This window comes from Kribbella sp. NBC_00709 (assembly GCF_036226565.1).
Taxonomy (GTDB): domain Bacteria; phylum Actinomycetota; class Actinomycetes; order Propionibacteriales; family Kribbellaceae; genus Kribbella.
Genome location: NZ_CP108996.1, coordinates 8,660,358 through 8,685,155, shown reverse-complemented (window position 1 = coordinate 8,685,155; position 24,798 = coordinate 8,660,358). Strand labels below are relative to the sequence as shown.

Annotated in this window: 23 protein-coding genes and 1 pseudogene; 15 read left to right on the top strand and 9 right to left on the bottom strand. The window is 67.0% G+C overall.

Translation table 11 applies throughout. From position 1 onward, the window contains the following. Positions 1-105: 105 nt before the first annotated feature. Positions 106-1,530 carry an MBL fold metallo-hydrolase gene (locus tag OHA18_RS42250; RefSeq protein WP_329001048.1) on the bottom strand — a complete coding sequence of 475 codons (1,425 nt, stop codon included), beginning with the start codon at positions 1,528-1,530 and terminating at the stop codon, positions 106-108. Between the two features lie 360 nt (positions 1,531-1,890). Between OHA18_RS42250 and OHA18_RS42245 the strand changes: the two genes are divergently transcribed. Together OHA18_RS42245 and OHA18_RS42240 are read left to right on the top strand one after the other, a co-directional pair. Further along, entirely contained in the window at positions 1,891-2,145 is a 255-nt protein-coding gene (locus OHA18_RS42245; protein ID WP_329001047.1) for a DUF302 domain-containing protein, read from the top strand. Continuing rightward, on the top strand, positions 2,145-2,402 hold the full coding sequence (locus tag OHA18_RS42240) for a metal-sensitive transcriptional regulator (protein WP_329001046.1): 258 nt from the start codon (positions 2,145-2,147) through the stop codon (positions 2,400-2,402). Before OHA18_RS42245 ends, OHA18_RS42240 begins: the two co-directional genes overlap by 1 nt. Before the next feature lie 22 nt (positions 2,403-2,424). On the opposite strand, the gene OHA18_RS42235 is transcribed toward OHA18_RS42240, so the two are convergent. The 3 genes from OHA18_RS42235 to OHA18_RS42225 are packed head-to-tail and all read right to left on the bottom strand — an operon-like array spanning position 2,425 to position 4,440. Next, entirely contained in the window at positions 2,425-3,891 is a 1,467-nt protein-coding gene (locus OHA18_RS42235; protein WP_329001045.1) for an ATP-binding cassette domain-containing protein, read from the bottom strand. Further along, the gene (locus OHA18_RS42230; RefSeq protein ID WP_329001044.1) at positions 3,884-4,252 is read right to left on the bottom strand and encodes an acyl-CoA-like ligand-binding transcription factor; all 369 of its coding nucleotides are present in this window, start codon (positions 4,250-4,252) and stop codon (positions 3,884-3,886) included. The genes OHA18_RS42235 and OHA18_RS42230 overlap by 8 nt, the downstream gene beginning before the upstream one ends. Beyond that, positions 4,249-4,440 (bottom strand): TetR/AcrR family transcriptional regulator, encoded by a 192-nt coding sequence (locus OHA18_RS42225; RefSeq protein ID WP_329001043.1) that lies wholly within the window; start codon positions 4,438-4,440, stop codon positions 4,249-4,251. The genes OHA18_RS42230 and OHA18_RS42225 overlap by 4 nt, the downstream gene beginning before the upstream one ends. Positions 4,441-4,488: 48 nt before the next feature. Here OHA18_RS42225 and OHA18_RS43485 point away from each other — a divergent pair, with 48 nt between their 5' ends. The 7 genes from OHA18_RS43485 to OHA18_RS42195 all read left to right on the top strand — a co-directional run bounded on the left by OHA18_RS43485 (position 4,489) and on the right by OHA18_RS42195 (position 13,047). Next, positions 4,489-5,112 (top strand): cytochrome P450, encoded by a 624-nt coding sequence (locus tag OHA18_RS43485; protein ID WP_442914436.1) that lies wholly within the window; start codon positions 4,489-4,491, stop codon positions 5,110-5,112. Between the two features lie 72 nt (positions 5,113-5,184). Further along, the gene (gene kdpF, locus OHA18_RS42220; protein WP_131363646.1) at positions 5,185-5,274 is read left to right on the top strand and encodes a K(+)-transporting ATPase subunit F; all 90 of its coding nucleotides are present in this window, start codon (positions 5,185-5,187) and stop codon (positions 5,272-5,274) included. Then, positions 5,274-6,935, top strand: a complete 1,662-nt coding sequence (gene kdpA, locus OHA18_RS42215; protein WP_329001042.1) for a potassium-transporting ATPase subunit KdpA — start codon at positions 5,274-5,276, stop codon at positions 6,933-6,935. The genes kdpF and kdpA overlap by 1 nt, the downstream gene beginning before the upstream one ends. 77 nt (positions 6,936-7,012) lie before the next feature. Continuing rightward, a complete protein-coding gene (gene kdpB, locus OHA18_RS42210) occupies positions 7,013-9,010 on the top strand; it encodes a potassium-transporting ATPase subunit KdpB (RefSeq protein WP_329006217.1) in 1,998 nt (665 codons plus the stop codon). 13 nt (positions 9,011-9,023) lie between these two features. After that, positions 9,024-9,656, top strand: a complete 633-nt coding sequence (locus OHA18_RS42205) for a potassium-transporting ATPase subunit C (protein ID WP_329001041.1) — start codon at positions 9,024-9,026, stop codon at positions 9,654-9,656. Positions 9,657-9,683: 27 nt separating this feature from the next. After that, positions 9,684-12,254 carry a sensor histidine kinase gene (locus tag OHA18_RS42200; RefSeq protein ID WP_329001040.1) on the top strand — a complete coding sequence of 857 codons (2,571 nt, stop codon included), beginning with the start codon at positions 9,684-9,686 and terminating at the stop codon, positions 12,252-12,254. A gap of 115 nt (positions 12,255-12,369) precedes the next feature. Then, positions 12,370-13,047 carry a response regulator gene (locus tag OHA18_RS42195; RefSeq protein WP_329001039.1) on the top strand — a complete coding sequence of 226 codons (678 nt, stop codon included), beginning with the start codon at positions 12,370-12,372 and terminating at the stop codon, positions 13,045-13,047. 1 nt (position 13,048) lies between these two features. Here the strand turns inward: OHA18_RS42195 and OHA18_RS42190 are convergent, their stop codons facing one another. Then, entirely contained in the window at positions 13,049-13,810 is a 762-nt protein-coding gene (locus OHA18_RS42190; RefSeq protein ID WP_329001038.1) for a DUF4118 domain-containing protein, read from the bottom strand. 123 nt (positions 13,811-13,933) lie between these two features. On the opposite strand from OHA18_RS42190, the gene OHA18_RS42185 reads away from it, so the two are divergent. The 5 genes and pseudogenes from OHA18_RS42185 to OHA18_RS42165 all read left to right on the top strand — a co-directional run bounded on the left by OHA18_RS42185 (position 13,934) and on the right by OHA18_RS42165 (position 19,536). Continuing rightward, positions 13,934-15,931: an APC family permease gene (locus OHA18_RS42185; protein ID WP_329001037.1), complete on the top strand. Its 1,998-nt coding sequence runs from the start codon at positions 13,934-13,936 to the stop codon at positions 15,929-15,931. 73 nt (positions 15,932-16,004) lie between these two features. Continuing rightward, positions 16,005-16,367 (top strand): annotated as a pseudogene (locus OHA18_RS43480) (universal stress protein); the annotation flags it as partial. A 127-nt stretch (positions 16,368-16,494) separates the two neighbouring features. After that, positions 16,495-16,992 (top strand): TetR/AcrR family transcriptional regulator, encoded by a 498-nt coding sequence (locus OHA18_RS42175; RefSeq protein WP_329001035.1) that lies wholly within the window; start codon positions 16,495-16,497, stop codon positions 16,990-16,992. Beyond that, a complete protein-coding gene (locus OHA18_RS42170; protein WP_329006216.1) occupies positions 16,985-17,929 on the top strand; it encodes an ABC transporter ATP-binding protein in 945 nt (314 codons plus the stop codon). Before OHA18_RS42175 ends, OHA18_RS42170 begins: the two co-directional genes overlap by 8 nt. After that, entirely contained in the window at positions 17,926-19,536 is a 1,611-nt protein-coding gene (locus tag OHA18_RS42165; RefSeq protein ID WP_329001034.1) for an ABC transporter permease, read from the top strand. Before OHA18_RS42170 ends, OHA18_RS42165 begins: the two co-directional genes overlap by 4 nt. Positions 19,537-19,551: 15 nt before the next feature. Here the strand turns inward: OHA18_RS42165 and OHA18_RS42160 are convergent, their stop codons facing one another. Both OHA18_RS42160 and OHA18_RS42155 read right to left on the bottom strand, forming a co-directional pair. Further along, entirely contained in the window at positions 19,552-20,892 is a 1,341-nt protein-coding gene (locus tag OHA18_RS42160) for an amino acid permease (protein ID WP_329001033.1), read from the bottom strand. A 221-nt stretch (positions 20,893-21,113) separates the two neighbouring features. Further along, positions 21,114-21,980 (bottom strand): alpha/beta fold hydrolase, encoded by an 867-nt coding sequence (locus tag OHA18_RS42155; protein WP_329001032.1) that lies wholly within the window; start codon positions 21,978-21,980, stop codon positions 21,114-21,116. Positions 21,981-22,256: 276 nt separating this feature from the next. Between OHA18_RS42155 and OHA18_RS42150 the strand changes: the two genes are divergently transcribed. After that, complete coding sequence (locus tag OHA18_RS42150; protein ID WP_329001031.1) at positions 22,257-23,237, top strand: cytochrome c oxidase assembly protein; 981 nt, start codon at positions 22,257-22,259, stop codon at positions 23,235-23,237. A gap of 250 nt (positions 23,238-23,487) precedes the next feature. Here the strand turns inward: OHA18_RS42150 and OHA18_RS42145 are convergent, their stop codons facing one another. Together OHA18_RS42145 and OHA18_RS42140 are read right to left on the bottom strand one after the other, a co-directional pair. Next, positions 23,488-23,985, bottom strand: coding sequence for a hypothetical protein (locus OHA18_RS42145; RefSeq protein ID WP_329001030.1), 498 nt, complete (start codon positions 23,983-23,985; stop codon positions 23,488-23,490). Positions 23,986-24,399: 414 nt separating this feature from the next. After that, positions 24,400-24,762, bottom strand: coding sequence for a hypothetical protein (locus tag OHA18_RS42140; protein WP_329001029.1), 363 nt, complete (start codon positions 24,760-24,762; stop codon positions 24,400-24,402). Positions 24,763-24,798: the final 36 nt, after the last annotated feature.

The window sequence follows — 24,798 nt, the reverse complement described above, 5'->3', positions numbered from 1 at the left end:
GGTCATGGCGCAGGTCTTGCAGGTGACGGGTCGGCACATGCTGTTCTCCTTCGGTATGACTGGTTGCGATGCGCGGTGGGTCAGAGGAGGGCGGGTATCGCTCGGTCACGCCCGCGGGCCGACGAGGTCGAGGCCGGCCTTCGCCGCGTTCTTGAAGTCGTCGTCGACCGCGACCGGCCTGCGACCGAAGGCGTCGAGGAACGATGCGGCGATCGAGGCGCGGTAACCGGCCGCGCAATGCACCCAGACCTCGCCGCCAGGCACGTCGGCGAGCCGCCTGGGCAACTCGTGGATGGGGATGTTGACCGCACCCTCGATCCGGGCGGACTCGTGCTCTTCGGTGCGGCGGACGTCCAGGACGACGACCTCGCGATGATGACGGACCTGCTCGAGGTCGGCGAACGTGGCAGTCGGGAACGACACCGGCGTGTCGAGACTCCAGGTCTGCGGCTCTCCGGTGGCGTGGGCCGCGGGACGGTCGATCCCGATCCGTACGAGCTCGCGCTGCGCCTGGGCCACGTCCTCCGCCGTCTGCCCCAGCAAGGTCATCGGGGTTCCCCAGTCGATGAGCCAGCCGACGTAGGTCGAGAACGCGCCGTCGAGACCGAAGTTCAGCGTGCCGGGCGCGTGGCCGGCCGCGAAGGCGGTGCGGTTGCGCAGATCGACGACCCACTCGCCGGCCTCGATCCGGTAGCGCAGTTCGGCGGCGTCAGCCTGCTCGGGCAGGGACAGGTCCGGGGCGCTCGGACCCGCGGAGTTGGCGGGTGCCATGTGCACGTAGTACGCCGGCCAGGCGCCCAGGCCGTCGAGCAATGCGCGGACGTAGTCCTCTTCGTCCTGGGTCAGAACGGGATTCGCCTGCTTCTCTCGCCCGATCGTGGACGCGGTCGCTTCGGACTGGGTCGCCGAGCAGAAAGAGCCGAACCCGTGGGTGGGGTAGACCTCGGTCTGGTCGGGCAGGATGCCGGCGAGCTTGTGCGCGGAGGTGTGCTGGTGGCGTACGAGGGCGTCGGTGTGGCCCGGGCCGAGCAGGTCGGGCCGCCCGGTTGCGCCGTACAGCAGCGAACCGCCGGTGAAGACCGCAACCGGCTCGTCGGCATCGGTCAGGGCATACGACATATGGGTGAAGGTGTGACCCGGCGTGTGGATCGCGCATACCCGCAGCCGGTTGCCGATCCTGACGATCTCACCATCGCGGATCGGGGTGCGGTCGAAGGAGACCACGTCGTCGGCGTTGATCAGGTACGTCGCGCCCGTGGCGCGGGCCAGCGCGAGACCGCCGGTGACGTAGTCGTTGTGGATGTGGGTCTCGAAGACATGGGTCAGCCGGACGCCCTCAGCTCGGAGAATCTCCAGGATGCGGTCGATGTCGCGCTGCGGATCGACGACGAAGGCCACCTCGCCGTCATGGGCAAGATAGCTGCGATCGCCGAGAGACGGGGTGTCGATCGTCCGCACGGTCAGGCCGGCGTCGGGCAGGTGGAGGCGCGGCGTGTCGGTTGCTGTGATGAGAGCGCTGTGGTCACTCATTTGTCTTCTCACCTGTCGGTCGCCCGGACCGGGGCCGAGAGCGGCGAGTTGGACGGTGTCGACTTCCCGCATCAAGAGTCCCTTCCTGTCTAGCTGGTCGGGTTCAGCGTTATCCCCCTGGGGGGATGTGAGCGACTGTAACATATCCCCCTGGGGGGATGTACTGTTGGTTCTGGCGACCGATGAAAAGGAAGGCGAACATGGCCGCGTACACCCTCGCGATCACACTGCAACGCCCGTACGACGAGACGGTCGAGGCTGTCCGCGCCCAGCTCGGCGAGGCCGGATTCGGCGTGCTCACCGAGATCGACCTCCGAGCGACGCTGAAACAGAAGCTGGACGTCGACGTCCCCCCCGCAGGTGATCCTCGGCGCCTGTCGCCCCCAACTTGCCCACCAGGCCTTGCAGGCCGACCCCTCGATCGCAGCCCTGCTGCCCTGCAACGTCGTCGTGCGAGCCGTCGACGCCCGGACCACCGTCGTCGAGGCATTCGACCCGGCCGCTATGGTCTCCCTCGCCGGTGACGCCGGCGAACCGCTCGCCACAATCGCGGCCGATGCGCGCGAACGCCTGACCGCGGCCCTGGCCGCCCTGGACGAGAAGGAAGGCCGCTGATGGACCTCGCACCCACCGATATCAAGCCGATCATCACTCGCATGAAGCGCGCTCACGGGCACCTCGGCAGCGTGATCCGCATGATGGAGGACGGGTCGGACTGCGAGTCGGTCCTCACCCAGCTCGCCGCCGTGAACAAGGCGCTCTCACGCGCCGGCTACGCCATCGTCGCCACCGGCCTGCAGCAATGCCTCACCGATGAGGACAGCGACGTCGACCTGGCCAAGATGGAAAAGCTCTTCCTGGCCCTGGCCTGACCCGAGAGCTTGGCGAACGGGTCTATCGGTCGAGTTGCAAGCGCCGCCAGGATCGCAGGGTCAGCGCGACGCCGAGTGCGACGACCGGTATCACGAGCGTGAGTTGGAGGGGCGTGACGGTGATGTCGCTGTGGATCGCCCAGAGGGCGGGTGCGGCGAACGGGAACCAGCCGCCCGCTCCGGCGATAACGCTCACCTGTGACAGGACGAGGATGGCGATGGTGGTTGCGATTCCGGCGAGCACTGATCGGCCGAGGGTTGCTGCCCAGGCGGCCGGGGTGGCGATGACGATGCTGAAGACGGAGATGGCGAACTGCCGGCCGATCCACGGAACGGCGTCGGCGGGGATGGTGCCGAGTCCGCTGGCGAGGCCGAGGACGATCAGGGCGAGCAGCAACGCCGTGGCGGTGACGAGTCCCCAGGCAACGTAGACGATGAGCTTGGCGGCGGCGATCTCTCGCCGGGAGACCGGGATCGCGAAGAGGCCGGCGATGGTGCCGTCGGCGAATTCGCGACTGAAGAGCCAGCTGAGCACGACGCCGTACCCGACGAATCCTGCGGCGCCGGTTACCTGGACGGCGACGGCGAGGTAGCCGGCCCATCCGCCGGGGTCGATGAGCGGTCCGAGTTTGGCGGCGAGTTGGGGATCGTCGGTGTGAACGGCCAACAGCATCGATGCGCAGATCAACGAGATCCCGAACACCATCAGGACCGTGGTGGCCCGGACCACGGTCGCGTGGGCCAGTTTGGTGAACTCGGTGACGAGGCCGATGATCATACGGCCGCGTCGTCTGTGTGGACGAGGTCGAAGAAGGATCGCTCGATGTCGATGCCGTGCGGGTCGAGGGTGCCAATGATGTGTCCGGCGTTCAGGACCGAGATGCGGTCGGCGATGCGTGCGACCTCGTCGAGGTGATGGCTGCTGACCAGTACGGCGGCTCCCCGCGCCGGCGCGGTGCAGGAGTGCCTCCCGGAGGAGGATCACGCCGGCCGGGTCGAGGGTGTTGGTGGGTTCGTCCAGTACTACGAAGCGCGGGTCGTGTTGCAGCGCGGAGGCGAGGCCGAGGCGTTGCCGGTTGCCGAGTGACAGCTTGACGGCGCGGCGATCGGCGTACTGGGTCAGGCCGAGTTCGGCGATGGCGGCTTCGATGAGGCCGGTGATGTTGGCTGGTGCGACGCCGTGCAGCCTGGCGCCGAGCGCGAGGTTCTGCCGGCAGGTCAGCTCCCGGTAGGCCAACGGGTAATCGACCAGGTGCCCGACCGAGGTCCAGTCGGCGTGGTCCAGGTCTTGACCGGCGATGGTGATCGTGCCGGTGGCCGGCTCGAGCATGCCGAGGAGGAGTCGCATGAGGGTGGTCTTTCCGGCGCCGTTCAACCCGACCAGCGCATGGATCGCACCTGGGTCGACCCAGATGTCCACGCCGCGGACGCCGGTGCCGTCGTCGAACGTACGGACCAGATCTCGTGCCTCGACTGCATGCTCAGCCACGTCGATCAGCCAAGACAGTCGGAGCGGTCTCGATCGCCTGTCCGAGATCGTCGCCGTCGGTCAGGCTCCACTGGAGCAGGGCCGTGTTGAGTGCACCCATCACCGCGCCCGCCGCGATCAACGCCTCCGTCCGGCTGGTCTTGCCGCTGGTCAGCGCGTCGGCGATCACAGCTTCCGTCGCGGCTGTGCCGCCGGCGATGCTCGCCCGCAGTGCCGGGGTCTGAGCGACGATGCGGAGCCGTATCCGTACGTCCTCCACCGATGGTGGCGGAAGCTGTCGCCAGGCTGAACGGATCCCGCGGGCCGCGCGGCTGATCGGATCGAGACCGGACGGCTGCCGGCGGATCGCCGTACCGATCACGGGATCGTAGGGATCGTCGACCAGCAGACTCGCCTTGCCGGGGGAAAGTGCCGGAAGAACGTCATCTCGGTGACTCCGGCCCGCGCTGCGATCTCGCTCACGCTCGTTGCGTCGTACCCGCGCTCGGTGAACAACTCCAGCGCCGCCGTCAGCAGTCGGTCCCGCGTCCGCGCAGCCCTGGTACCCATGATTGAATGTTAGTCACTAACATTTGACGCGGCAAGGGCTGATGTTCGCTGCGGTACGCCGCGCCGGTCAGCCACATCCCGATGCGCTACGCCGTCACCGACATCCGGCTGCCGGACGGTACGCCGATTCGCCAGGGTGAGGCGATCCTGGCGTCATTCGGTGCTGCAAGCAACAACCCGCGAACGCACGGCGAGACGGCGGCGGTGTTCGACGCCACTCGGCCGGACAAGCAGCACGTCGCCTCCGGGTACGGCGTGCACTTCTGCCTCGGCGCCCCACTCGCCCGAGCCGAGGCGAGCATCGCGCTGTCCCGCCTCTTCGACCGTTTTCCCTCCCTGCGACTGGCTGTCCCGGAGTCCGACCTGCTGCCACTCACCAGCATCATGGGCAACGGCCACCAGACCCTCCGGTGCTGCTGGACCTGGCTGAGTCGGTCCCTCAGCCAGCCCGCTTCTAGCTGGCTCAGTGATGACCAAGATCCTGGGCGGTGGTGCACTGACTGGGTGACTACATTCAGTGCACATCCATGTGCAATGGGTAGCAGATTAGAGGGTTGTGAGAGTTTGCCCAGCGGGTGTGAGAGGTCTGTGAGAAGGCCGCTGAGTACGCAGCGATTGGTGTGGGGTGGATTCATGAGCATTCCTGTCCCGGGGTGGTGCCGTCATGGCTGACGTCGCGTACCTGGTTCTCACCGTCGTCGTGTTCGCGGCCGTCTGGTTCGCGCTGCGTGGAGTGGAGAAGTTGTGAGCGCCGAGAACATCGCCGGCCTGGTTGTGGCCGTGGCTCTGGTCCTCTACCTGGTCGCCGCCCTGATCTTCCCCGAGAGGTTCTGATGTCCGACACCGCAGCCGGCCTGTTACAGGTCGGCCTTCTCATCGTGCTCCTGGCGGCCTGCTACCGGCCACTGGGCGGGTACATGGCTCGGGTCTACACGGGCGAGAAGCACTCCCGGGTCGAGCGCGGGGCCTACAAGCTGTTCGGGGTGGACGCGAAGGCCGAGCAGACCTGGGCGGTCTATGCCCGTTCGGTGGTCGCGTTCTCCGCCATCAGCGTGATCCTGCTCTACCTGATCCAGCGGTTGCAGCACGCCCTGCCGCTGTCCAACGGCCTGCCTGGGGTCGAGTCGGGACTGGCGTTCAACACCGCCGCGTCCTTCGTCTCGAACACCAACTGGCAGTCCTACGTCCCCGAGGTCACGATGGGCCACCTGGTCCAGTTCGCCGGCCTCGCAGTCCAGAACTTCCTGTCCGCGGCCGTCGGCATCGTGGTCGCGATCGCGGTGATCCGCGGGTTCGCCCGGAACAAGACCGACCGGCTGGGCAACTTCTGGGTCGACCTGACCCGGACGGTGATCCGCGTCCTGCTGCCGATCGCGATCCTGGGCGGTCTGCTGCTCGTCGCGCTGGGCGTTGTACAGAACTTCTCCGGCGGGCACGAGGTCACTTCGGTGGTCGGCCAGACGCAGACGCTCCCGGGTGGTCCGGTGGCCAGCCAGGAAGTGATCAAGGAGCTCGGCACCAACGGTGGTGGCTACTACAACGCGAACTCCTCCCACCCGTTCGAGAACCCGAACCCGCTGTCCGACCTGTTCGAGATCTTCCTGCTGCTGCTGATCCCGGTCTGCCTGACCCGGACCTTCGGTGTGATGGTGAAGGACAAGCGGCAGGGCTACGCGATCCTCGGGGTGATGGGCACGATCTGGGGCGCCTTCGTCGTCCTCGCGACGCTGTTCGAGGTCCGGGGCGCGGGTACGGCGACCCGGGCCGCCGGTGCGGCGATGGAGGGCAAGGAGACCAGGTTCGGTGAGTGGGCGTCGTCGCTGTTCGCCGTCTCGACGACCGGTACGTCGACCGGGGCGGTCAACTCGATGCACGATTCGTTCACCCCGCTCGGTGGCGGCGTACCGCTGTTCCACATGATGCTGGGAGAAGTGACACCGGGCGGTACCGGTACCGGTCTGTACGGCATCCTGGTGCTCGCGGTCCTGACGGTCTTCGTCGCCGGGCTGATGGTCGGCCGGACCCCGGAGTACCTGAAGAAGAAGATCACCGCGCGCGAGATGAAACTGGTCTCGCTGTACATCCTCGCCACGCCGACTCTGGTTCTGGTCGGTGCCTCGATCGCGATGGGGCTGGCGACCGCCCGGGCGTCGATCCTCAACACGGACAGTCCGCACGGCTTCTCCGAAGTGCTGTACGCCTTCACCTCGGCCGGTAACAACAACGGCAGCGCGTTCGCCGGTATCAGCGCGAACATCCCGTTCTACAACACGGCTCTCGGGCTGGTGATGCTGCTCGGCCGGTTCGTGCCGATCGTGGTCGTGCTGGCGCTGGCCGGCTCGTTCGCGCAGCAGCAGCCGGTGCCGGTGACCCAGGGCACGCTGCCCACCCACAAGGCGCTGTTCGTGACGATGCTGGTCGGTGTCGTCCTGATCGTGACCGGCCTGACCTACTTCCCAGCTCTGACCCTCGGACCCCTCGCGGAGGGACTGTGACAACGCAAGTGAAGACCCCTCCTCCAGCTCCGGAGCAGGTGGCGAAGAAGGCACCTTCGGGTGCGTTCGACCCGAAGATGCTGCTGACGTCCTTGCCGGACGCGGTGAAGAAGCTCGACCCGCGGCTGATGGTGAAGAACCCGGTCATGTTCGTGGTCGAAGTGGGCGCCGTCGCGTCCACGATCAAGGCCGTCACCGACTCCAGCGTGTTCGTCTGGTGGATCGTGGTCTGGCTCTGGCTGACCGTCGTGTTCGCCAACCTGGCCGAGGCCGTGGCCGAAGGCCGGGGCAAGGCCCAGGCCGAGACGCTGCGCCGGGCCAAGACCGAGACGACCGCGCGCCGCCTCACCGACACCGGTGAGGAGGAGGTCCCGGCCACCGCTCTGCAGCTGGGCGACCGCGTAGTCGTCGAGGCAGGACAGATCATCCCCGGCGACGGTGACGTGGTCGAGGGGGTGGCGAGCGTCGACGAGTCGGCGATCACCGGCGAGTCGGCCCCGGTCATCCGGGAGTCCGGCGGCGACCGCAGCGCGGTCACCGGCGGCACCAAGGTGCTGTCGGACCGGATCGTCGTGAAGATCACCACCAAGCCCGGTGAGAGCTTCATCGACCGGATGATCGCCCTGGTCGAGGGCGCCTCGCGGCAGAAGACGCCGAACGAGATCGCGCTGAACATCCTGCTGGCCAGCCTGACGATCGTGTTCCTGATCGCGGTGGCGACGTTGCCGACGTTCGCGAACTACGCGCACACGAACCTGAGCATCGTGATCCTGGTGGCCCTGCTGGTCGCCCTGATCCCGACCACGATCGGTGCGCTGCTGTCCGCGATCGGTATCGCCGGCATGGACCGGCTCGTCCAGCGCAACGTGCTGGCGATGTCCGGTCGTGCGGTCGAGGCCGCCGGTGACGTGAACACGCTGCTGCTGGACAAGACCGGCACCATCACGCTGGGCAACCGGCAGGCGTCGGAGTTCATCCCGGTCCAGGGCGTGTCCGACACCGAGCTGGCGGATGCGGCGCAGCTGTCCAGCCTGGCCGACGAGACGCCGGAAGGGCGCTCGATCGTCGTACTGGCGAAGACCGGGTACGGGCTGCGGGAGCGGCACACCGGAGAGTTGCCGCACGCGACGTTCGTGGAGTTCACCGCACAGACGCGGATGAGCGGCGTGGACGTGGACGACCGGCAGGTCCGCAAGGGTGCGGCCGGTGCGGTCAACGCGTGGATCAGTGCCCAGGGTGGTACCACCGATCGGCAGCTCGGCGAGATCGTGGACGGGATCTCGGCCTCCGGCGGTACGCCGCTGGTCGTCGCGGAGAGCGTCGACGGGAAGGCGCGTGCGCTCGGGGTCATCCACCTGAAGGACGTCGTCAAGGCGGGCATGCGGGAGCGGTTCGATCAGATGCGCGCGATGGGCATCCGGACCGTGATGATCACCGGTGACAACGCGCTGACCGCGAAGGCGATCGCCGAGGAGGCTGGGGTCGACGACTTCCTGGCCGAGGCGACGCCCGAGGACAAGATGGCGCTGATCAAGAAGGAGCAGGAGGGCGGCCGGCTGGTCGCGATGACCGGTGACGGCACCAACGACGCTCCGGCGCTGGCGCAGGCCGATGTCGGCGTGGCGATGAACTCCGGTACGTCGGCCGCGAAGGAGGCCGGCAACATGGTCGACCTCGACTCGAACCCGACCAAGCTGATCGAGATCGTTGAGATCGGCAAGCAGTTGCTGATCACCCGCGGTTCGCTGACCACGTTCTCGATCGCGAACGACGTGGCGAAGTACTTCGCGATCCTGCCGGCGTTGTTCGCGGCGGCCTACCCGGGCCTGGACAAGCTGAACGTGATGGGTCTGCACTCGCCGGAGTCGGCGATCGTGTCGGCGATCGTGTTCAACGCACTCGTGATCGTCGCGCTGGTTCCGCTCGCCCTGCGAGGCGTGCAGTACAAGCCGTCGTCGGCGTCCGCGATGCTGCGGCGCAACCTGCTGATCTACGGCATCGGCGGTCTGATCAGCCCGTTCATCGGCATCAAGCTCCTCGACCTGGTGATCTCCTTGATCCCCGGGCTGCGCTGAAAGGTATCTGTCAATGGCAAGCAATCTCCCCGGCTCGGTCCGGCAGTTCGGGGTCGCGCTCCGGGCTCTGCTGGTGTTCACCGTGGCCCTCGGTATCGTTTATCCGCTGGTGATGACCGGGGTGGCGCAGGCGCTGTTCCACGGCAATGCGAACGGCTCGATCGTCAAGGTGGACGGCAAGGCCGTCGCCTCCGACCTGATCGGCCAGGCGTACACGATGGACAGCGGCAAGAAGGACGACGACGGGAAGGCGATCATGGTCGCGGACCCGAAGTGGTTCCAGACCCGGCCGTCGGCGAGCGCGTACGACGCGATGGCCAGCGGCGGCTCCAACCTCGGACCGAACAACGCCGACCTGCTCGCGGCGATCCAGGAGCGGAAGAAGGCTGTCGCAGCGCTCGAGGGCGTCGCCGAGTCGCAGGTTCCGCCGGACGCGGTCACGGCCGGAGCTAGCGGTCTCGACCCGGCCATCAGCCCGGCGTACGCCGCGCTGCAGGTGAACCGGGTGGCCCGTGAGCGAGGCCTGGACGTCGCGAAGGTGAAAGAACTCGTTGCGGATAACACGAAGGGGCGCACGCTGGGGTTCCTGGGTGAGCCGCAGGTGAACGTCGTGACGTTGAACCAGGCTTTGGCCGCGCTTGGCTGACGGGCACGGACCAGGGAGCATTCAGCTATGAGCAAGCGCGGGCATCTGCGGGTGTATCTCGGTGCCGCGCCCGGCGTCGGAAAGACGTACAAGATGCTGGGCGAGGGGCAACGACGGCGTGTCCGGGGCACCGACGTAGCGATCGGTTTCGTGGAGACCCACGGCCGAAAGAACACCGACGAGATGCTCGCGGGTCTGGAGCTCGTGCCGCGGAAGATCATGGACTACCGCGGTGCGAGCTTCACCGAGATGGATCTGGACGCCGTCTTGGCTCGCCGGCCAGCCGTGGCGCTCGTTGATGAGATGGCGCACACCAACGTGCCAGGCAGCCGGCACGAGAAGCGCTGGCAGGACATCGACGAGCTGCTGAACGCCGGGATCGACGTGATCACCACGGTGAACATCCAGCACCTCGAGTCGATCAACGACGTGGTCGAGAAGATCACCGGCGTACCGCAGCACGAGACGGTCCCGGACCGGGTGGTGCGGGCCGCGGACCAGATCGAGCTCGTCGACATGACGCCGGAGGCGCTGCGCCGGCGGATGGCGCACGGCAACGTGTACGCCGCCGACAAGGTGGACGCTGCCCTGGGCAACTATTTCCGGGTCGGCAACCTGTCCGCGCTGCGTGAGCTGGCGCTGCTGTGGCTGGCCGACCGGGTCGACGCCGGCCTGCAGCAGTACCGCGCCCAGCACGACATCGACTCCACCTGGGAAGCCCGGGAGCGCGTGGTCGTCGCGCTGACGGGTGGCCCTGAGGGTGAGACGCTGATCCGGCGGGCCGCGCGGATCGCGGCGCGGTCGTCCGGCGGCGATCTGCTCGCTGTCCATGTCGCGCGGTCCGACGGACTGACCGGCGCCAACCCGGCCAAGCTCGCTCAGCAGCGTGAGCTCGTAGAAAAACTCGGTGGAACGTATCACCAGATTGTTGGTGACAATGTCCCCGAGGCTCTGCTGGCGTTTGCGAAGGCGGAGAACGCGACCCAGCTGGTGCTCGGCGGCAGTCGGCGCTCGCGGTTCGGCACGGCGTTCTCCGGACCGGGGATCGGCGCCACCACGATCCGCAACTCCGGCGACATCGACGTACACATCGTCACCCATGCGGAGATCGGCCGTGGCAGGTTGCCGCGGACTCAGGGCAGCCTGTCGAAGCGGCGCAAGATCCAGGGATTCGTCCTCGGAATCGTTCTGCAACCGGTGCTGGCGTTGCTGCTGGGTCTCGGTGACGACTCGCTCAACCTCACCAGCAACGTGCTGGCGTTCCTGCTGGCCGTCGTCGTAGTGGCATTGGTCGGCGGGATGTGGCCGGCGCTGGTCACGGCTGTCGGCGGATCGGTCGTACTGAACTACTTCTTCACCCCGCCCACCGGAACGTTCACCATTGCCGAGTTCAACAATGTGCTTGCGTTGGTGATCTTCATCTTGGTTGCGGCGATGGTCAGTTCGGTCGTGGACCGGGCGGCACGCCGTACCAGGCAAGCGGCCCGGGCGGCCGCCGAGTCGGAGACGCTGGCCACGTTGGCGGGCAGCGTGCTGCGGGGCGAGACCGCGCTGCAGGCCTTGCTGGAACGGGTCCGCGAGGCCTTCGGGATGAACGGCGCCTGCCTGATGGAGTTGGCGGATGACGACCCGGGGGCGGTATGGCGGCCGCTGGCGTCAGCTGGGACGCTGACCTGCACTCGGCCGGAGGAGGCCGATGCGGAGATCCCTGCACGGGACGGCCTGGTGCTGGTCCTGCAGGGCCGGCAGTTGGTCGCCGACGAGCGACGTCTGGTCGGAGCGTTCGCGGCACATGCGGCAGCGCTCGTGGACAAGGCGCGACTGAGTGAGGTGGCTGCCGAGGCGAAGCCGCTCGCCGAGGCCGACAAGCTGCGTACGGCGCTCCTGCGAGCGGTTGGCCACGATCTCCGAACGCCACTCGCCTCGGCGAAGGCAGCAGTGACAAGTCTGCGCAGTGAGGACGTGGAATGGACCGAATCGGAGCGCAAGGAACTGCTGGAGACCGCTGACGAGTCGCTGGACCGGTTGTCGCGACTGGTGGACAACCTGCTCGACCTCAGTCGCCTGCAGGCCGGCGTACTGCCGATCTTCACGCGACCGATGGCACTCGACGAGATCATTCCGGCCGCACTCGCCGAGCAGGAGGACGGCGGCGCCCGGGTAACTGTGGACATCCCGGAGACGCTGCCCATGATCGACGCCGACCCAGCGCTGCTGGAGCGCGTGATCACGAACCTCGTCGGCAATGCGATCCGCTACTCACCGCAAGGCGAGGCGCCGCTGGTCACCGGGAGCGCGCTGGGCGACACCGTCGAGATCCGGGTGATCGACCGAGGGCCTGGGATCCCGCCGGCGGATCGCGATCGGGTGTTCGCGCCGTTCCAGCGTCTCGGCGACACCGACAACACGGTCGGCGTCGGGCTCGGTCTCGCGCTGGCGCGCGGGCTGACCGAGGCGATGCACGGCACGCTACAACCCGAGGAGACGCCTGGCGGCGGCCTCACGATGGTCGTGTCCTTGCCTAGAGCAACGGTTGACCACAGCGATCTGCCGGAGCCCGGAACCCGCGAGCGATCGCAGGCCGAGGATCCACAATGACTCTGTTGATGCCACGCCCCCGGCGCGGCGGGTCACGGGGCTGTGACTCCCGTCCTTCCCTCGTCGCTCCGGTCGCTTCGCTCCCTCGGCTCCTCAGTCCAGGACGGGAGGCCCCGTGACCAGGGTCTTGGTGGTCGACGACGAACCACAGATCACGCGCGCTCTGCAGATCAGCCTGAAGGCCCGTGGGTACGACGTGTATGTCGCGGCGACGGGAAAGGCGGCTCTGGAGATTGCAGCGCAGAAGCCACCGGAGTTGGTGATCCTCGACTTGGGCCTGCCGGACCTCGACGGTATCGAGGTGATCCATGGCATGCGCGGCTGGACGGATGCGCCGATCGTGGTGCTGTCGGGGCGCATCGAGCAAGCGGACAAGGTCGAGGCGCTGGACGCCGGCGCTGACGACTACGTGACGAAGCCGTTCGGGATGGACGAATTGCTCGCTCGGATGCGAGCTGCACTGCGGCGGAGCAGCTCCGTCCAGGAGCAGCCGATCCTGATGGTCGGCGATATCCAGATCGACCTGGTGGCCAAGCGGATCACGCTCCGATCGGGTGCCGACGTCCGGCTCACGCCGACAGAGTGGCACCTGCTCGAGGTCATGGTCCGTCACCCAGGCAAGCTGATGTCCCAGAACCAGCTCCTCACCGAGGTCTGGGGTGCGGGGTACAGCACCGCCGGCGGAAACCTTCGCTTCTACATGGCCCAGCTCCGCCGCAAGCTCGAACCGGACCCTGCCCGCCCCAAGCACCTCCTCACCGAACCAGGCATGGGTTACCGCTTCGAGCCCTGAATCACGACAGCTCGTGCGTCGCCAGGGCGGCGCCGACCTGGTCCGCCAGTGTGACGGCGACCTGCAGTTGTGCGCGGGACGGACGGACGGAGCGAGTCGATGCGACCAGGAGGAACCGCCCGCGTGTGATGCCGTCGTGCTGAACGCGGAGTTCGATCTCGCTGTCGGTCGGCAGCCCGAACCGCAAGACGTCGACGTCCCAGCCTCGTCGAACAACCGTGCCGTCCCGGAGCACGGCGGCCGGCGCGACCTCACGCGTGTCGCTGTCGAACTGACAGTCGTCCACGTCCAGGAGCTCGACCAGTTGCTCGGCCACGTGCTCGACTAGGGCTTCGGTGCTCGAGTTTCCGGCCGCGACCAGACCTGCGGTCTGGACGACGCCGTTCAGGTAGCCGCGCTGCCTACTGGCGCGAGCGTGCTGGCGACGCCCCCAGAGCGCCACCTCGGCGACCGCGATGCCGACGAGAGTCAGCAGTACGGCGGTCTCGATGTCGGCCTGGCTGGTGATAGTGAAGTGCTGGTAGGGCTGGGTGAGGAAGAAGTCGAACCACACGGTGCTCGACAACGCGGCAACGATTCCCGCCCACCGCGGCCCGGTCGCCGCTGCTATGACTACGACGAGGACCAGCACCAGAGCGGTGTTCGTGTTCTCGAGGTCCTCGCGGAACGGAGCGATCGCCGCACAGACCGCGAGCGGTCCGACGGCCGCGCCCAACACCACCACTCCGCGTCCCCGCTGACTTCTGTCGAGGAGTCGCCTCACCAACGTCACGTTACTAGCTGCTTCAGTGCGCGGTGTTAGAGCGACGTGAGAAGAGTGAGGAGCGGTGTTAGGAAGTTGTCAGGAAGGATGCTGACGGCACCTGTCACACGGTTGGCTTGGGCCGTGAAGGTGTTAGAGCTGCCGAAGAGGTTCCTGGTCGGGCGGCCGTTGCGCAGCGAGCGGTTGGACGAGACGCTCTTGCCGAAGAAGCTCGCGCTGCCGGTGTTCTGCAGCGACCCACTTTCTTCGAACGCGTACGCGACCGAAGAGATCCTGCTCATGCTCAGCCTCGGCGGCCTGACTTTGCTCCACCTCACGCCGTGGATCGCCGCGGTAGTCGTCGCACTACTCGTGGTCGTGGTGGCGTCGTACCGGCAGACCTGTCACGCCTATCCCAATGGCGGTGGCGCCTACGCGGTCAGTCGCGCGAACCTCGGCGAGAACGCGTCTTTGGTGGCTGCGAGCGCGCTGCTGGTCGACTATGTGCTGACCGTGGCGGTGTCGGTCGCAGCCGGCGTACAGAACATCGTTTCCGCTGTGCCCGCCCTCGGCCCACATGCCGTGGTGGTGTCGATCGGGATGATCGCATTGCTCGCAGTGATGAATCTCCGTGGGATCAAGGAGTCCGGTACGGCGTTCGCGATTCCGACGTACGGCTTCATCGCGATCGTGCTGACGATGATCGCGGTCGGTTTCGGCCGCCTGCTGAGCGGTCACGCGGTGCACGCGGAGTCAGCGCCGTTCGGGATCACGCCGGCGACCCAAACCAGTGGGTTGGTCGTTGTCCTGTTGGCGATGCGGGCCTTCGCGTCGGGATGTACGGCGCTGACCGGCGTCGAGGCCGTGAGCAACGGCGTGCCGAATTTCAAACCGCCGAAGAGCAAGAACGCCGCGGGCACCCTGGCGATCATGGGTGGGATCACGATCGCCATGTTCGCCGGCATCACCACCTTGGCGATGACCTCGCACGTGCACGTCGTGGATGACCCGGCTCGGCTGATCGGGGCGCCGGAGGGATACGAGCAGCGCACTGTCATTGCCCAGGTCGCCGGCGCGGTGTTCGGCGGCTACCACTCGATCGGCTTCTTCGCCGTACAGCTGTTCACGGCTGCGATCCTGATTCTCGCGGCGAACACGGCGTTCAATGGCTTCCCGATCCTGGCGTCGCTGCTCGGCCACGATGGCTTCCTGCCTCGGCAGTTCTCGCGGCGAGGGGACCGGCTGGTGTTCAGCAACGGGATCGTGATCCTGTCGGCGCTCGCCGGTCTGCTGATCTGGGTCTTCGATGCGAGTACGACGCGGTTGATCCAGCTGTACATCATTGGCGTCTTCGTGTCGTTCACACTGAGCCAGTTCGGCATGGTCGTGCACTGGACACGCAAGCTGAGCGACGCGCCGCTGTCCGTGGTGCGCGCGTCGATTCAGCGGTCGCGAGCGATCAACGCCCTCGGAGGCGTGTTCACCGCGGTCGTTCTGGTCGTTGTCCTGATCACCAAGTTCACCCATGGCGCGTGGATCGTCGTACTGGCGATGCCGGCGCTGTTCCTGCTGATGAAGGGCATCCGGCGGTACTACAACCGGGTGGCTGCTGAACTCGAACCCCGTCCGGGTGGCGTTACGCTGCCACCGCGGGTCTTCGCGATCGTCCTGGTCTCCAAGCTCCACGCGCCGACGCTTCGAGCCCTCGCTTATGCGCGAGCCACCCGTCCGACCTCGCTGACCGCGGTGACGGTGAGCACCGATGACGATGCCTCCGACGCCCTGCTGCGCGATTGGAGCGAGCGGGGTATTTCAGTACCTCTGAAGGTGCTCCATTCGCCGTACCGCGATGTGACCGGCCCGGTGCTCAGCTATGTCAAGGATGTACGGCGGACCAGTCCACGTGACCTGGTCGCGGTATTCATCCCGGAGTACGTCGTCGGCCACTGGTGGGAAGCGCTCCTGCACAACCAGAGCGCCCTGCGTCTGAAGGCCCGGCTCCTGTTCCAACCTGGCGTGATGGTGATCAACGTCCCGTGGCAGCTCGGCTCAGCAGAGGTTCTCGAGGCTCGCCGAGTCGATTCACCAGACGAGATTCCTGGCCAGACCGTGCCCGCCAGGCCGAATGTCCCAAGCTTGTGACGGCTCATGTCATCGATGAGGTGCGCGCACCACTAGCGAGTATCTGGTCGAGCTGATACCGGAGTGATCGGTGATGGCGAAGCGCATTGTCGTTGAGGGCAACGGAACTCAAGAGAGTCAGGTCGCACTGCACTGGGCGGTTGAGGCGGCCCTCCTGCGCGGCGCGTCGGTCACGGTGGTCCGGTCTCGGTCGAATCAACTATCGCCGCGTACACCGATCGGCCGGGGCGGGTCAGCGTCGCCTGCGCCGGCTCAGGACAACGCCGAGGTCGAACTCGACGTCGCTGTGCAGTACGTCCGGGATCGGCTCGAGTACGACAGGGGCATTGGATGGCTGACCGATCTCGACCCGGTAGGCGCGCTCCTCCACCAGGCAGCCCGGTCCGACGTGATCGTCCTCGGTGCTAGGTCACCCAGGAATCTCTCCGCCGCGGTACAGGGCTCCGTTGCGACCTCGCTCGTAGCGAAGGTTTGTTGCCCGGTGGTCGTGGTACGCGGCGAACAACGCATCGGTCCCGTCGTCGTGGGAGTCGACGGCTCGCCTGAGTCGGAGGAGTGCGCTTGTGGTGCATCACTTCGGCAGCAAGGACGGGCTGCGCGCCGCTGTGGACGCCTATGCGGGGCAGGCTTTCGACTCGCTGTTCACGATGAACGAGCACGATCTGGTCGAGTCGATGACAGGGGACAGCTGGGCGTCCGTGGCGGAGATGTTTGCGCGTGCGTTTCCGCCGGGCTCGCCGCTGCCTGCGTACCTCCGCCGCTTGCTGCTCACCAACGATCCCGCCGGCGCGGCGTTGTTCGGCCGTTGGTTCGCCCAGACTCGCCACCTGCTGGACACCATGGGCGAGCTCGGCGCCACCCGGCCGAGTGAGGACGCGGCGGTTCGGGCTGCGTTCCTGCTGGTCAACGACCTGGCGGTACTGCTGCTGCGGAATCAGGTTGCGGCGGCGATCGGAGTCGACCCGCTCACACCGGAGGGCATGTCCCGCTGGGCCAAGGAGGTCACCGCCGTCTACCAGCAAGGCGCCTTCGTGTCCGCGCCCGAGGAGGAGCATTCGTGAAAGACGTTATCCATATCCAGACACTCACCAAGACCTTCGGAAAGTTCGTGCCCTCGACGGCCTGGACCTGACTGTTCGTCCGGGCGAGGTACATGGCTTCCTCGGCCCGAACGGGGCGGGCAAGTCGACGACCATCCGTATCCTGCTCGGGTTGATCCGGGCCACCGGCGGTCACGTCGAACTGTTCGGGGCCGATCCCTGGCGGGGAGCCGAGAAACTGCATGGTCGTCTGGCCTACGTCGCCGGGGACGTCGCGTTGTGGCCCGGCTTGACCGGCGGCCAGTGCCTCGACGTGATCGGTACGACGTACGGCGGTGTCGACGAGATGCGCCGGGAGCAGTTGATCGAACGCTTCGAACTCGATTCGACGAAGCGGATCCGGGACTACTCCAAAGGCAACCGGCAGAAGGTTGCCTTGGTGGCCGCGCTGTCCGCGCAGGCCGAACTGCTCGTCCTCGATGAGCCCACCTCCGGGCTCGATCCCTTGATGGAGCAGGCCTTCCAGCAGTGTCTGCACGAGCGCCGCGAGGCTGGTGTCACGGTGCTGCTGTCCAGCCACATACTGGGCGAGGTGGAGGCGCTGGCTGATCGGGTGAGCATTGTTCGGCACGGGCGTACGGTGACCACCGGCAGTCTCGCCGACCTGCGCCGTCACACCCGTACGGCGGTGCACGCTGTCACCAGCCGCGAACCCCAGGGGCTCGCCCGAGCCGATGGGGTGGGCGACTGGGTCTCCGAACAGCTGGACGGACGGGTGGATCTTCGGTTCACGATTGACGCCGACCACCTCGACGCGGCGATCGGCAGGCTGCATGCCGCCCGGATCCACGCTCTGACTGCCACGCCGCCGAGCCTGGATACGTTGTTCCTGCGCAATTACGGAGACGCTCTGGATGCGCAAGAGACCGGCGAGACCTTTGCGGAGGCCGCGCAATGAGTGCCGCCGACCGTCCAGTGGTTCGGCGTCGGCGCGGCCTGGGCATCGTGGCCGGGATTGTTTGGCGCACGCGCCGTCGCGGCATCGTGGTGTGGGTTTCCGCCCTTGTGGCCGGCATGGTTGGGACGGCCGCGGCTGTGGCCGGCATGTACGACACCCCGGCCAAGATCCACACCTACGCCGAGGCGGTCACGTCCGGCAGCGCGCTGGCGGCGATCAACGGGCAGGTCGAGGGCATTGACAGTTTGGGCGGGGTGATCCAGGACGAATTCGGATTCCTGGCCTCGTTCTTGCTGCCGTTGCTAGGTATCGGCCTGGTCGCCGGCTCGACGCGACGTGAGGAGGAGTCGCGCCGGCTGGAGACGATCCTGGGCGGCCGGATCGCCCGGCCTCAGCCGGCCCTGGCCGCCCTTGCGGTCGCGACCGCGGCGATCGTCGTCACATCCGTTCTTTTCGTGGGTGGACTTGTTCTCGCCGGGGTCTCGGCGTCCGGCGCCATCCTGTACGGCGCAGCGCTCGGCGGACTGGCATTCGTGTTCGCCGGCTTCGCGGCACTGGTGGCACAACTGGCGCTGCATTCGCGCGGTGTCTATCTGTGGAGCCTGATCATGCTGGCCGTCGCCTACGCGCTCCGCGGTGTCGGCGACGCGACCCAGACCTGGTTGACCTGGCTGTCTCCGCTGGGCTGGGCGGAGAAGACAGCGCCGTTCGGAAGTCAGCGGTGGTGGGTGCTCGCCATCCCCATCGTCGTCGGACTTGCCCTGGGCTGCGCCGCGGTGTGGCTGGCCGGCCGTCGCGACGTCGGCAGCGCCCTCCTGGGAGGAAACGCCGGGCCCCCGCGAGCGGGGCGGCTCCAGCGGCGGCCGATCGGCTTGGCGGTGTGGATCCACCGACCGGCGGCGTTGGGCTGGCTCGCCGGCGGGATTCTGCTGACCGCGATGATGGGCTCTCTGGCCCAGCAGTTGCTCGACGCAATGGCCGGGAATCCCGCGTTGGCCGAGTCCATGGGCATCCAAGGCGGCCGCCCGCTGAACGGATTCGTTGCCGTGACCCAGCTCTACCTCGCGGTCGTGGCCGGGGGATACGTCATCCAGGCGATCGGCACTCTCCGTGCCGAGGAGGCCGACGGACGCCTGGAGACGCGACTGGCCGGTACTGTCTCGAGACTTCGCTGGCTGGCGGCTCACACCGTCGTCGTTGCGGGTGGGTTGGTTCTGATTGTCGTCGTCTCGTCCTTGGTTCTCGCGGTCTCGACTGCGTGGTCTGTTGGAGATGCCCACGATTTCGGCGCGATCATGAAGGCGGGCTTGGACTACCTGCCGGCAGAGCTGGTGCTGGCAGGTCTCGCGCTGGTGCTGTTCGGCTGGTGGCCGCGCGGCTTCGGCCTAGCCTGGGCTGGCTACGCCGTGGTCACCTTCATTGCGTTCTTGGGTCCCGGGCTGAAGCTCGCGCGATGGGTGCTCGACCTCGCCCCGACGACGCACGTCGGAAACCCTCCGCTCGGCGCGGTCGATGTCGGAACCCTCTCCGCACTGACCGCCGTTGCCACGGTGTTGGTGCTCCTCGGGTTCGTCGCCTTCAACCGTCGCGACGTACCACAGGCTTAGCGGGTCCGACGCCGACTATTCGTCGGGCAGTTCGGCCTCGGCCTCGGCTGCGACGTTGCGGATGCCGCGTGGCCGGCCGGACCGGACCCACATCCGGTACAAGGCTGCGGCGATGGCGAGCGCGGCACCGATGGAGATCACCGGGTCGCCACGGGTGAGGTTGACCACGAGGGTGAACCCGACCGCGGCCGCTCCGACGATGTTGATGGCCAGGAACCCCGGGCGGTGGTCCTGTACTGAAAAGCGAGCCATAGCGACGAGTCCCGCGAAGAAGCTGACGAAAACCGAGGCCGCGTAGAACAGCACCAGTTCCTGGTCGCGTCCGCCGGCCGCGGCGGTGACGGCGCCGGCGGCGAGAGCAAAGACCGCGACGGCCCAGTATGGGGTGTGGTGAGCGTTGGTGTGCCCGAGCCACGCAGGCAGGATGCCAGTCTTGGTTCCGTCGGAATGGGTGCGACGAGCCAGCGCCTTGAACAGGCCGGGACCGGCCTGGAAAGACGAGCTGGCCGCAGACAGCAGCAGCAAAGCGGTGGCGAGCTGGAACATGGCGAACACGGGCCCAGACGCTGCGGCCCGGGCCAGTTCGGCGATCTGGGTGCTGTTTTCGTGCGGTACCCCGATACCGAGCCGGACCGCTTGAGCGGTCAGACCGAGCGTAAGGGTCCCGACTACAGCGAGGGTCAGCCACAGCGTCGCGCGCCCGAACCGGCGTCGGCCGGGGTCGTCGAGCTGGCCAAGTTGGGCGATCGCGGACGACGGTGCCTCGATGCCGGTGGCCAGTGCCATCGCGACCGGGAACGCGAGCGCGACGGCAAGGAGGGGAGAATGGCCTGGATCGGTGCTGGAAGGTCCCGTTGGGTGCGGTGTGACGAACAATGCGGACACCAAGATCACGACGGTCAACGCGATGAACAGAACCGTCATGACCGCGAACACCGTCCGCCCGAGATGGCCGAACCAGGTCCCGCCTGCAACCACAAGCACGAGGAGTAACGCCAGTACGACCCGCCACGGTGCCAGCGCCGGAACGAATGCGATGAGTGCGGACGCACCGGCGGCGGAGCTGATGGCGATGGTGAGTACGAAGTCGACCACCAGGGCACCGATCGGTACGAACGCAGCACCTTCGCCGAAGGCCTCCCCTGTGGCCGCCGCCGCGCCACCGCCTTGGGGATAGCGGGCGACGAGCTGGTGGTAGTTGACGATGACCACGACCACGATCGCGACAACCAGCCCCATGGTCGGCAGCAACAATTCGAGGTCGCCGTGCAACGCTCGCAGCGCCGCCTCGATCGCGTAGGCCACCGATGAGACCGGATCGGCCATCACAGCGAACGCGAACGCGAACAGCAACACCGAGCGGCTGTTCAATAGTTGCCTCGCCGATCGTGGCCGGGCACCTGGACGGCCAGTCCGCTCAGTTCTCATCTGCGCCTTCCGCGATAGCGACTCTTGACTCGGGTCGGGGTCCTTGGCTCAGCACGGGACCCTATGCCCCGGTTGATGCTCCCTCACTCCCGCCGTCCCAGACCTGTCATCGACCGGCCGAGGAGAAACGAACTGCTGGAGGCATCCGGTCAGGTGGTGGTCAGGAAGTCCCGGACGGCTTGTCTGGCGCTGTCGGCCTCCGGACCGATCCAGAACAAGTGGGTCGGCGAGTCCAGAGCGACGAGCTTCGCGCCCGGGATCGCGGCGGCGAAGTCCTCGGCATGCGCGAACCTGACGCCGCCGTCGTGGCGGGAACCGGTGATCAGCGTCGGGCACGCGATTCGTTGGAGCAGCCAACGGCGGTACCGGCCGGAATCCGCGCCCGACTGCCGCAGGTCGTTGCCGAACCCGCGGTCCGAGGACATGGTGCGGAACATCGTCCGCGCCCGCTCGCGGTCGTACTGTTTCCACGATGGCCACCATTGCTCGACGGGGAGCGTCGACAATGGGGCGCACAGAGCACGCAGGCCGGATTCGGTGCCGGCGAGGCGCGTGATCGCTGCCCAGGTCGCGTGCTGGATTCGAGGCCCGAACACCACCGGCCCCGCGATGCGTTCCGCGGTCGAGTCGGGATAGGGCAACGTCGATGGCGCGCCGCTGTGGAGGATCAGACGCTTGGCGCCGATGTGCGCGGAAGACGCGGTCGGTACGGCCTGCAGAGCGCCGTAGGACACCCCAACAACCGCGGCGATCTCGGTCAGGCCGAGGGCGGCGCATACCTTCTCGACGGCGGGCATGAACTCCAGGGCGGACAGGTCACCGACCTGCGTACGGCCGTAGCCGGGCCGAGAGAAGGCTACAACCGAGTGCCCCAGACCGGCGTACAACTCCCAGCCGCAATCGACGCACGCCGAGCAGTGTCCGCCGGGAAAGAACAGGACCGGCGGGCCGGGAGCGTCGACTCGCGCGATCTCGACGTCTCCGAGCGCGGTGGTCACGATCTCCGGGCTGTCCATGGAGACATCCTGTTTTACGCTCGGAGTCGGCGCGACCTCACATTTGGCTGTCGATCGTCACCTTCTGGACCCTCGCCTCGGGCTACTCGGGGCCGAAGGGATGCGGGACAAGCACAATCCGCCTTGCTTTCCTGCGTTCCGTGCGGACCCGGTGCGGGTCGTGGATTGCAGTGTGCAATGCTTGCAGCGCACAAGTTACGGAGGCGCGGATGGCGAGCGCATCACACGCGACAGCTGGTCGGACGGACGGCGAGGCCGATGTCTGGTCCGAGTAATATGCCGCCGCTGAGCTGGGGATCCTTCGTTGGCAGCTGGGAGCTGGCGCCGGGTTGGCTGGCGCTCTGCCTGTTGCTCGCGGGTGGGTATTGCGTCCTGCGGATCCGGGGCCGGAGGCGGTCGACGGTTCACCTCTGGCGGGCGGTGTCGTTCGTCGGCGGCTGCGCGTTGCTGTGGATCTGTGTGGCTTCCGGGATCGGTGGCTATGCGATGGCGGTCTTCTGGATGCACATGGTGCTTCACCTGCTGCTCATCATGGTCGTGCCCATCCTGCTCGTCCTCGGGCACCCGATCACCGTCGTACTCGAGTCCCTTCCCGCCGGCCGCCAGTCCCGGGCGCGGTTGTTCGTGGCCTCGCGACCGGTCGGTGTCCTCACTCATCCGGCCACCGGCCTGGTTCTCTATACAGTGGTGATCATTGGGACTCACCTGACCGGGTTCATGGACCAGATGGCGATGCATCCCTGGCTGATGACGGCCGAGCAGGTCCTGTACGTCGCCACCGGGTACCTGCTGTTCCTGCCCCTGCTCGGTGAGGAGCCGATCCGCTCGAACGCGGGGTATCTGCTGCGGTTCGTGCTGTTCCTGATCGCGATGGTGCCGGACACCATCGTCGGCATCGTGCTGCTCCAGGCCACTCTTGACCCGTTCCCGGTGATGATGCGCAACCACCCGTCGTGGGCGCCTCCGGCCTTGACGGACGTCCACACTGCCGGCGGACTTATGTGGGCTGTCGGTGACGGGCTGATGATGTTCGCCGCCGTCGGGCTGATGATCAGCGTCGCCACCTCGCCCAGCAAGCGCGAGCGGATGACCGGCCGTTGGCTGGACGCCGTACGCAGCACTGTGATCGCGACCGAGGTCGGGGCCGATCCCGCACAACAGCTCGATCCCGACAGCGACGAGGCACACGATGCCTACAACCGCATGCTCCAACGGCTCGCTGCCGACCGTGGCGCCGACCCGGAGAAGCGGCTGTAACCTCAGCTGCCGAGAGGTCTGCGGGGTTTGACAGCAAGGCGACGCCGGCAACGGTCGCCCCCAACGACCGCCGCCCGGCGTCCACCCGGCCCGACTCTCGCGCCAGCTGACCGTCGGACCTGGCTACGACGCTAGACGAGGAAACAGGTGCTCTCCAGTCGGACGAGACCATCATCGCGGAACGTCAACAAGTCTCAATACCCGCGTCAACGGCACGACACGGGCGGCTGTCTTGACGCCACGACCGGAGTCAGACGACATGCTGGATTGCTCGCACTCGTGGGGCCTTGAGGTAGACGGACAGCTTCTGTCTCCACTCGGGCATCGCGAACTGTGGATAGCGTCCAGGCTCGACGACGAAGACCACCTCCTGGCTGCCGGTGGCCTTCACCAAGGCGCGCGCACCGGCCAGCATGTCCCCGTGAGTGATCGCGACAGTGACATTGCCGCCGCCCACCGTCCTGAGGTGCCTGGCGCTTTGCGCCATGATGTTGGCGAGGTCGGTGGCGGGAAAGTCGTCGTCTCCGGGTGGCAGCACATTCATGCGCCGTGCGAGCGCGGCGGACCCGAAGGTGTCTCCCGGCCGCACGCCGAGCATCGCGAGGCCGCTGTCGCCGTGACTCGCTTCCTTGGTGGCGATCAACAGGTGATAGTCCACCGGGCCGTCGACGGCTTCGTACACGGTCGCCGCGGACGCGTCGTGATCGGACAGTTCACCTTCGACCGCAACAACAATCTGATGAGGCATTGTCCATCGCTCCACTTGTCGTGCCCGATGAGATCCAGTACCCCAGGAATCACTTCCTACGCAGAGCAATGTGCACCGCCACCGCGAAGACCGTCGCGATCGCGATGATCGAGATCATATTGGTCGCATGACCCATTGTTGCCTCCGGCACCGATCACTGTTCGACGAGGGGCACTTGTGGGAGGTCGGCTGAGGTGACGTTCAGTTCGCTCTCGACTAGTACGGCAACATCGAACCAGCCGCCTGCGCTGTCGCCTGTGTTGCGAGCCTGATGGAAGGCGCCCGCGGCACCGGACGCCTTGTCGAGCCGAGTCCTTGTCGGTCTCCTCTCATCGACGTGAACCTGGTTCCACACCTACCCGCCACCTCGTTGTCGCCAAAGCCTCCTCCGCCAGTCGTCAAGAGAACTCAAGTTCACCCGCTGGCGTCGTGTAGGAGGAATGTCGGTGGTTCGCCAGACAGGATCGCGTCCGAAGCGAGCCAGGCTGCCGTTGCGCGAGGATGACGGCGCTCGATCTCGGCCAGCAGATGCTGTCGAGCCCTCGCGGCCGTCACCGTGTTATCGGCATGCTCGGCCTCCAGGGCCTTCAGCAGTTCTGCCGCGGTCGCGCACCACACCTTGTAGAGCTCGGCGTCCGACCATTCCGACAACTGCCCGCGTGCAGACGGATCTGGTTGCGTGCTCATGTTGGGCCTGGTGCCTCGTCGTACCAGGCGCCGAGCAGCCGCCGCGAGCATCGACCAGATGCTCTGGTGACCGTCCATCCTCAGTTCCACCGCTCCTAACTTGTTCCGGCTTCCGATCCTGTCTAA

Coding starts and splice junctions, on each gene's coding strand:
- OHA18_RS42250 (WP_329001048.1), bottom strand. CDS start 1,530: ATGAGTGACCACAGCGCTCTCATCACAGCAACCGACACGCCGCGCCTC.
- OHA18_RS42240 (WP_329001046.1), top strand. CDS start 2,145: ATGGACCTCGCACCCACCGATATCAAGCCGATCATCACTCGCATGAAG.
- OHA18_RS42225 (WP_329001043.1), bottom strand. CDS start 4,440: ATGGGTACCAGGGCTGCGCGGACGCGGGACCGACTGCTGACGGCGGCG.
- kdpA (WP_329001042.1), top strand. CDS start 5,274: ATGTCCGACACCGCAGCCGGCCTGTTACAGGTCGGCCTTCTCATCGTG.
- kdpB (WP_329006217.1), top strand. CDS start 7,013: ATGCTGCTGACGTCCTTGCCGGACGCGGTGAAGAAGCTCGACCCGCGG.
- OHA18_RS42205 (WP_329001041.1), top strand. CDS start 9,024: ATGGCAAGCAATCTCCCCGGCTCGGTCCGGCAGTTCGGGGTCGCGCTC.
- OHA18_RS42200 (WP_329001040.1), top strand. CDS start 9,684: ATGAGCAAGCGCGGGCATCTGCGGGTGTATCTCGGTGCCGCGCCCGGC.
- OHA18_RS42165 (WP_329001034.1), top strand. CDS start 17,926: ATGAGTGCCGCCGACCGTCCAGTGGTTCGGCGTCGGCGCGGCCTGGGC.
- OHA18_RS42155 (WP_329001032.1), bottom strand. CDS start 21,980: ATGGACAGCCCGGAGATCGTGACCACCGCGCTCGGAGACGTCGAGATC.
- OHA18_RS42150 (WP_329001031.1), top strand. CDS start 22,257: ATGCCGCCGCTGAGCTGGGGATCCTTCGTTGGCAGCTGGGAGCTGGCG.
- OHA18_RS42145 (WP_329001030.1), bottom strand. CDS start 23,985: ATGCCTCATCAGATTGTTGTTGCGGTCGAAGGTGAACTGTCCGATCAC.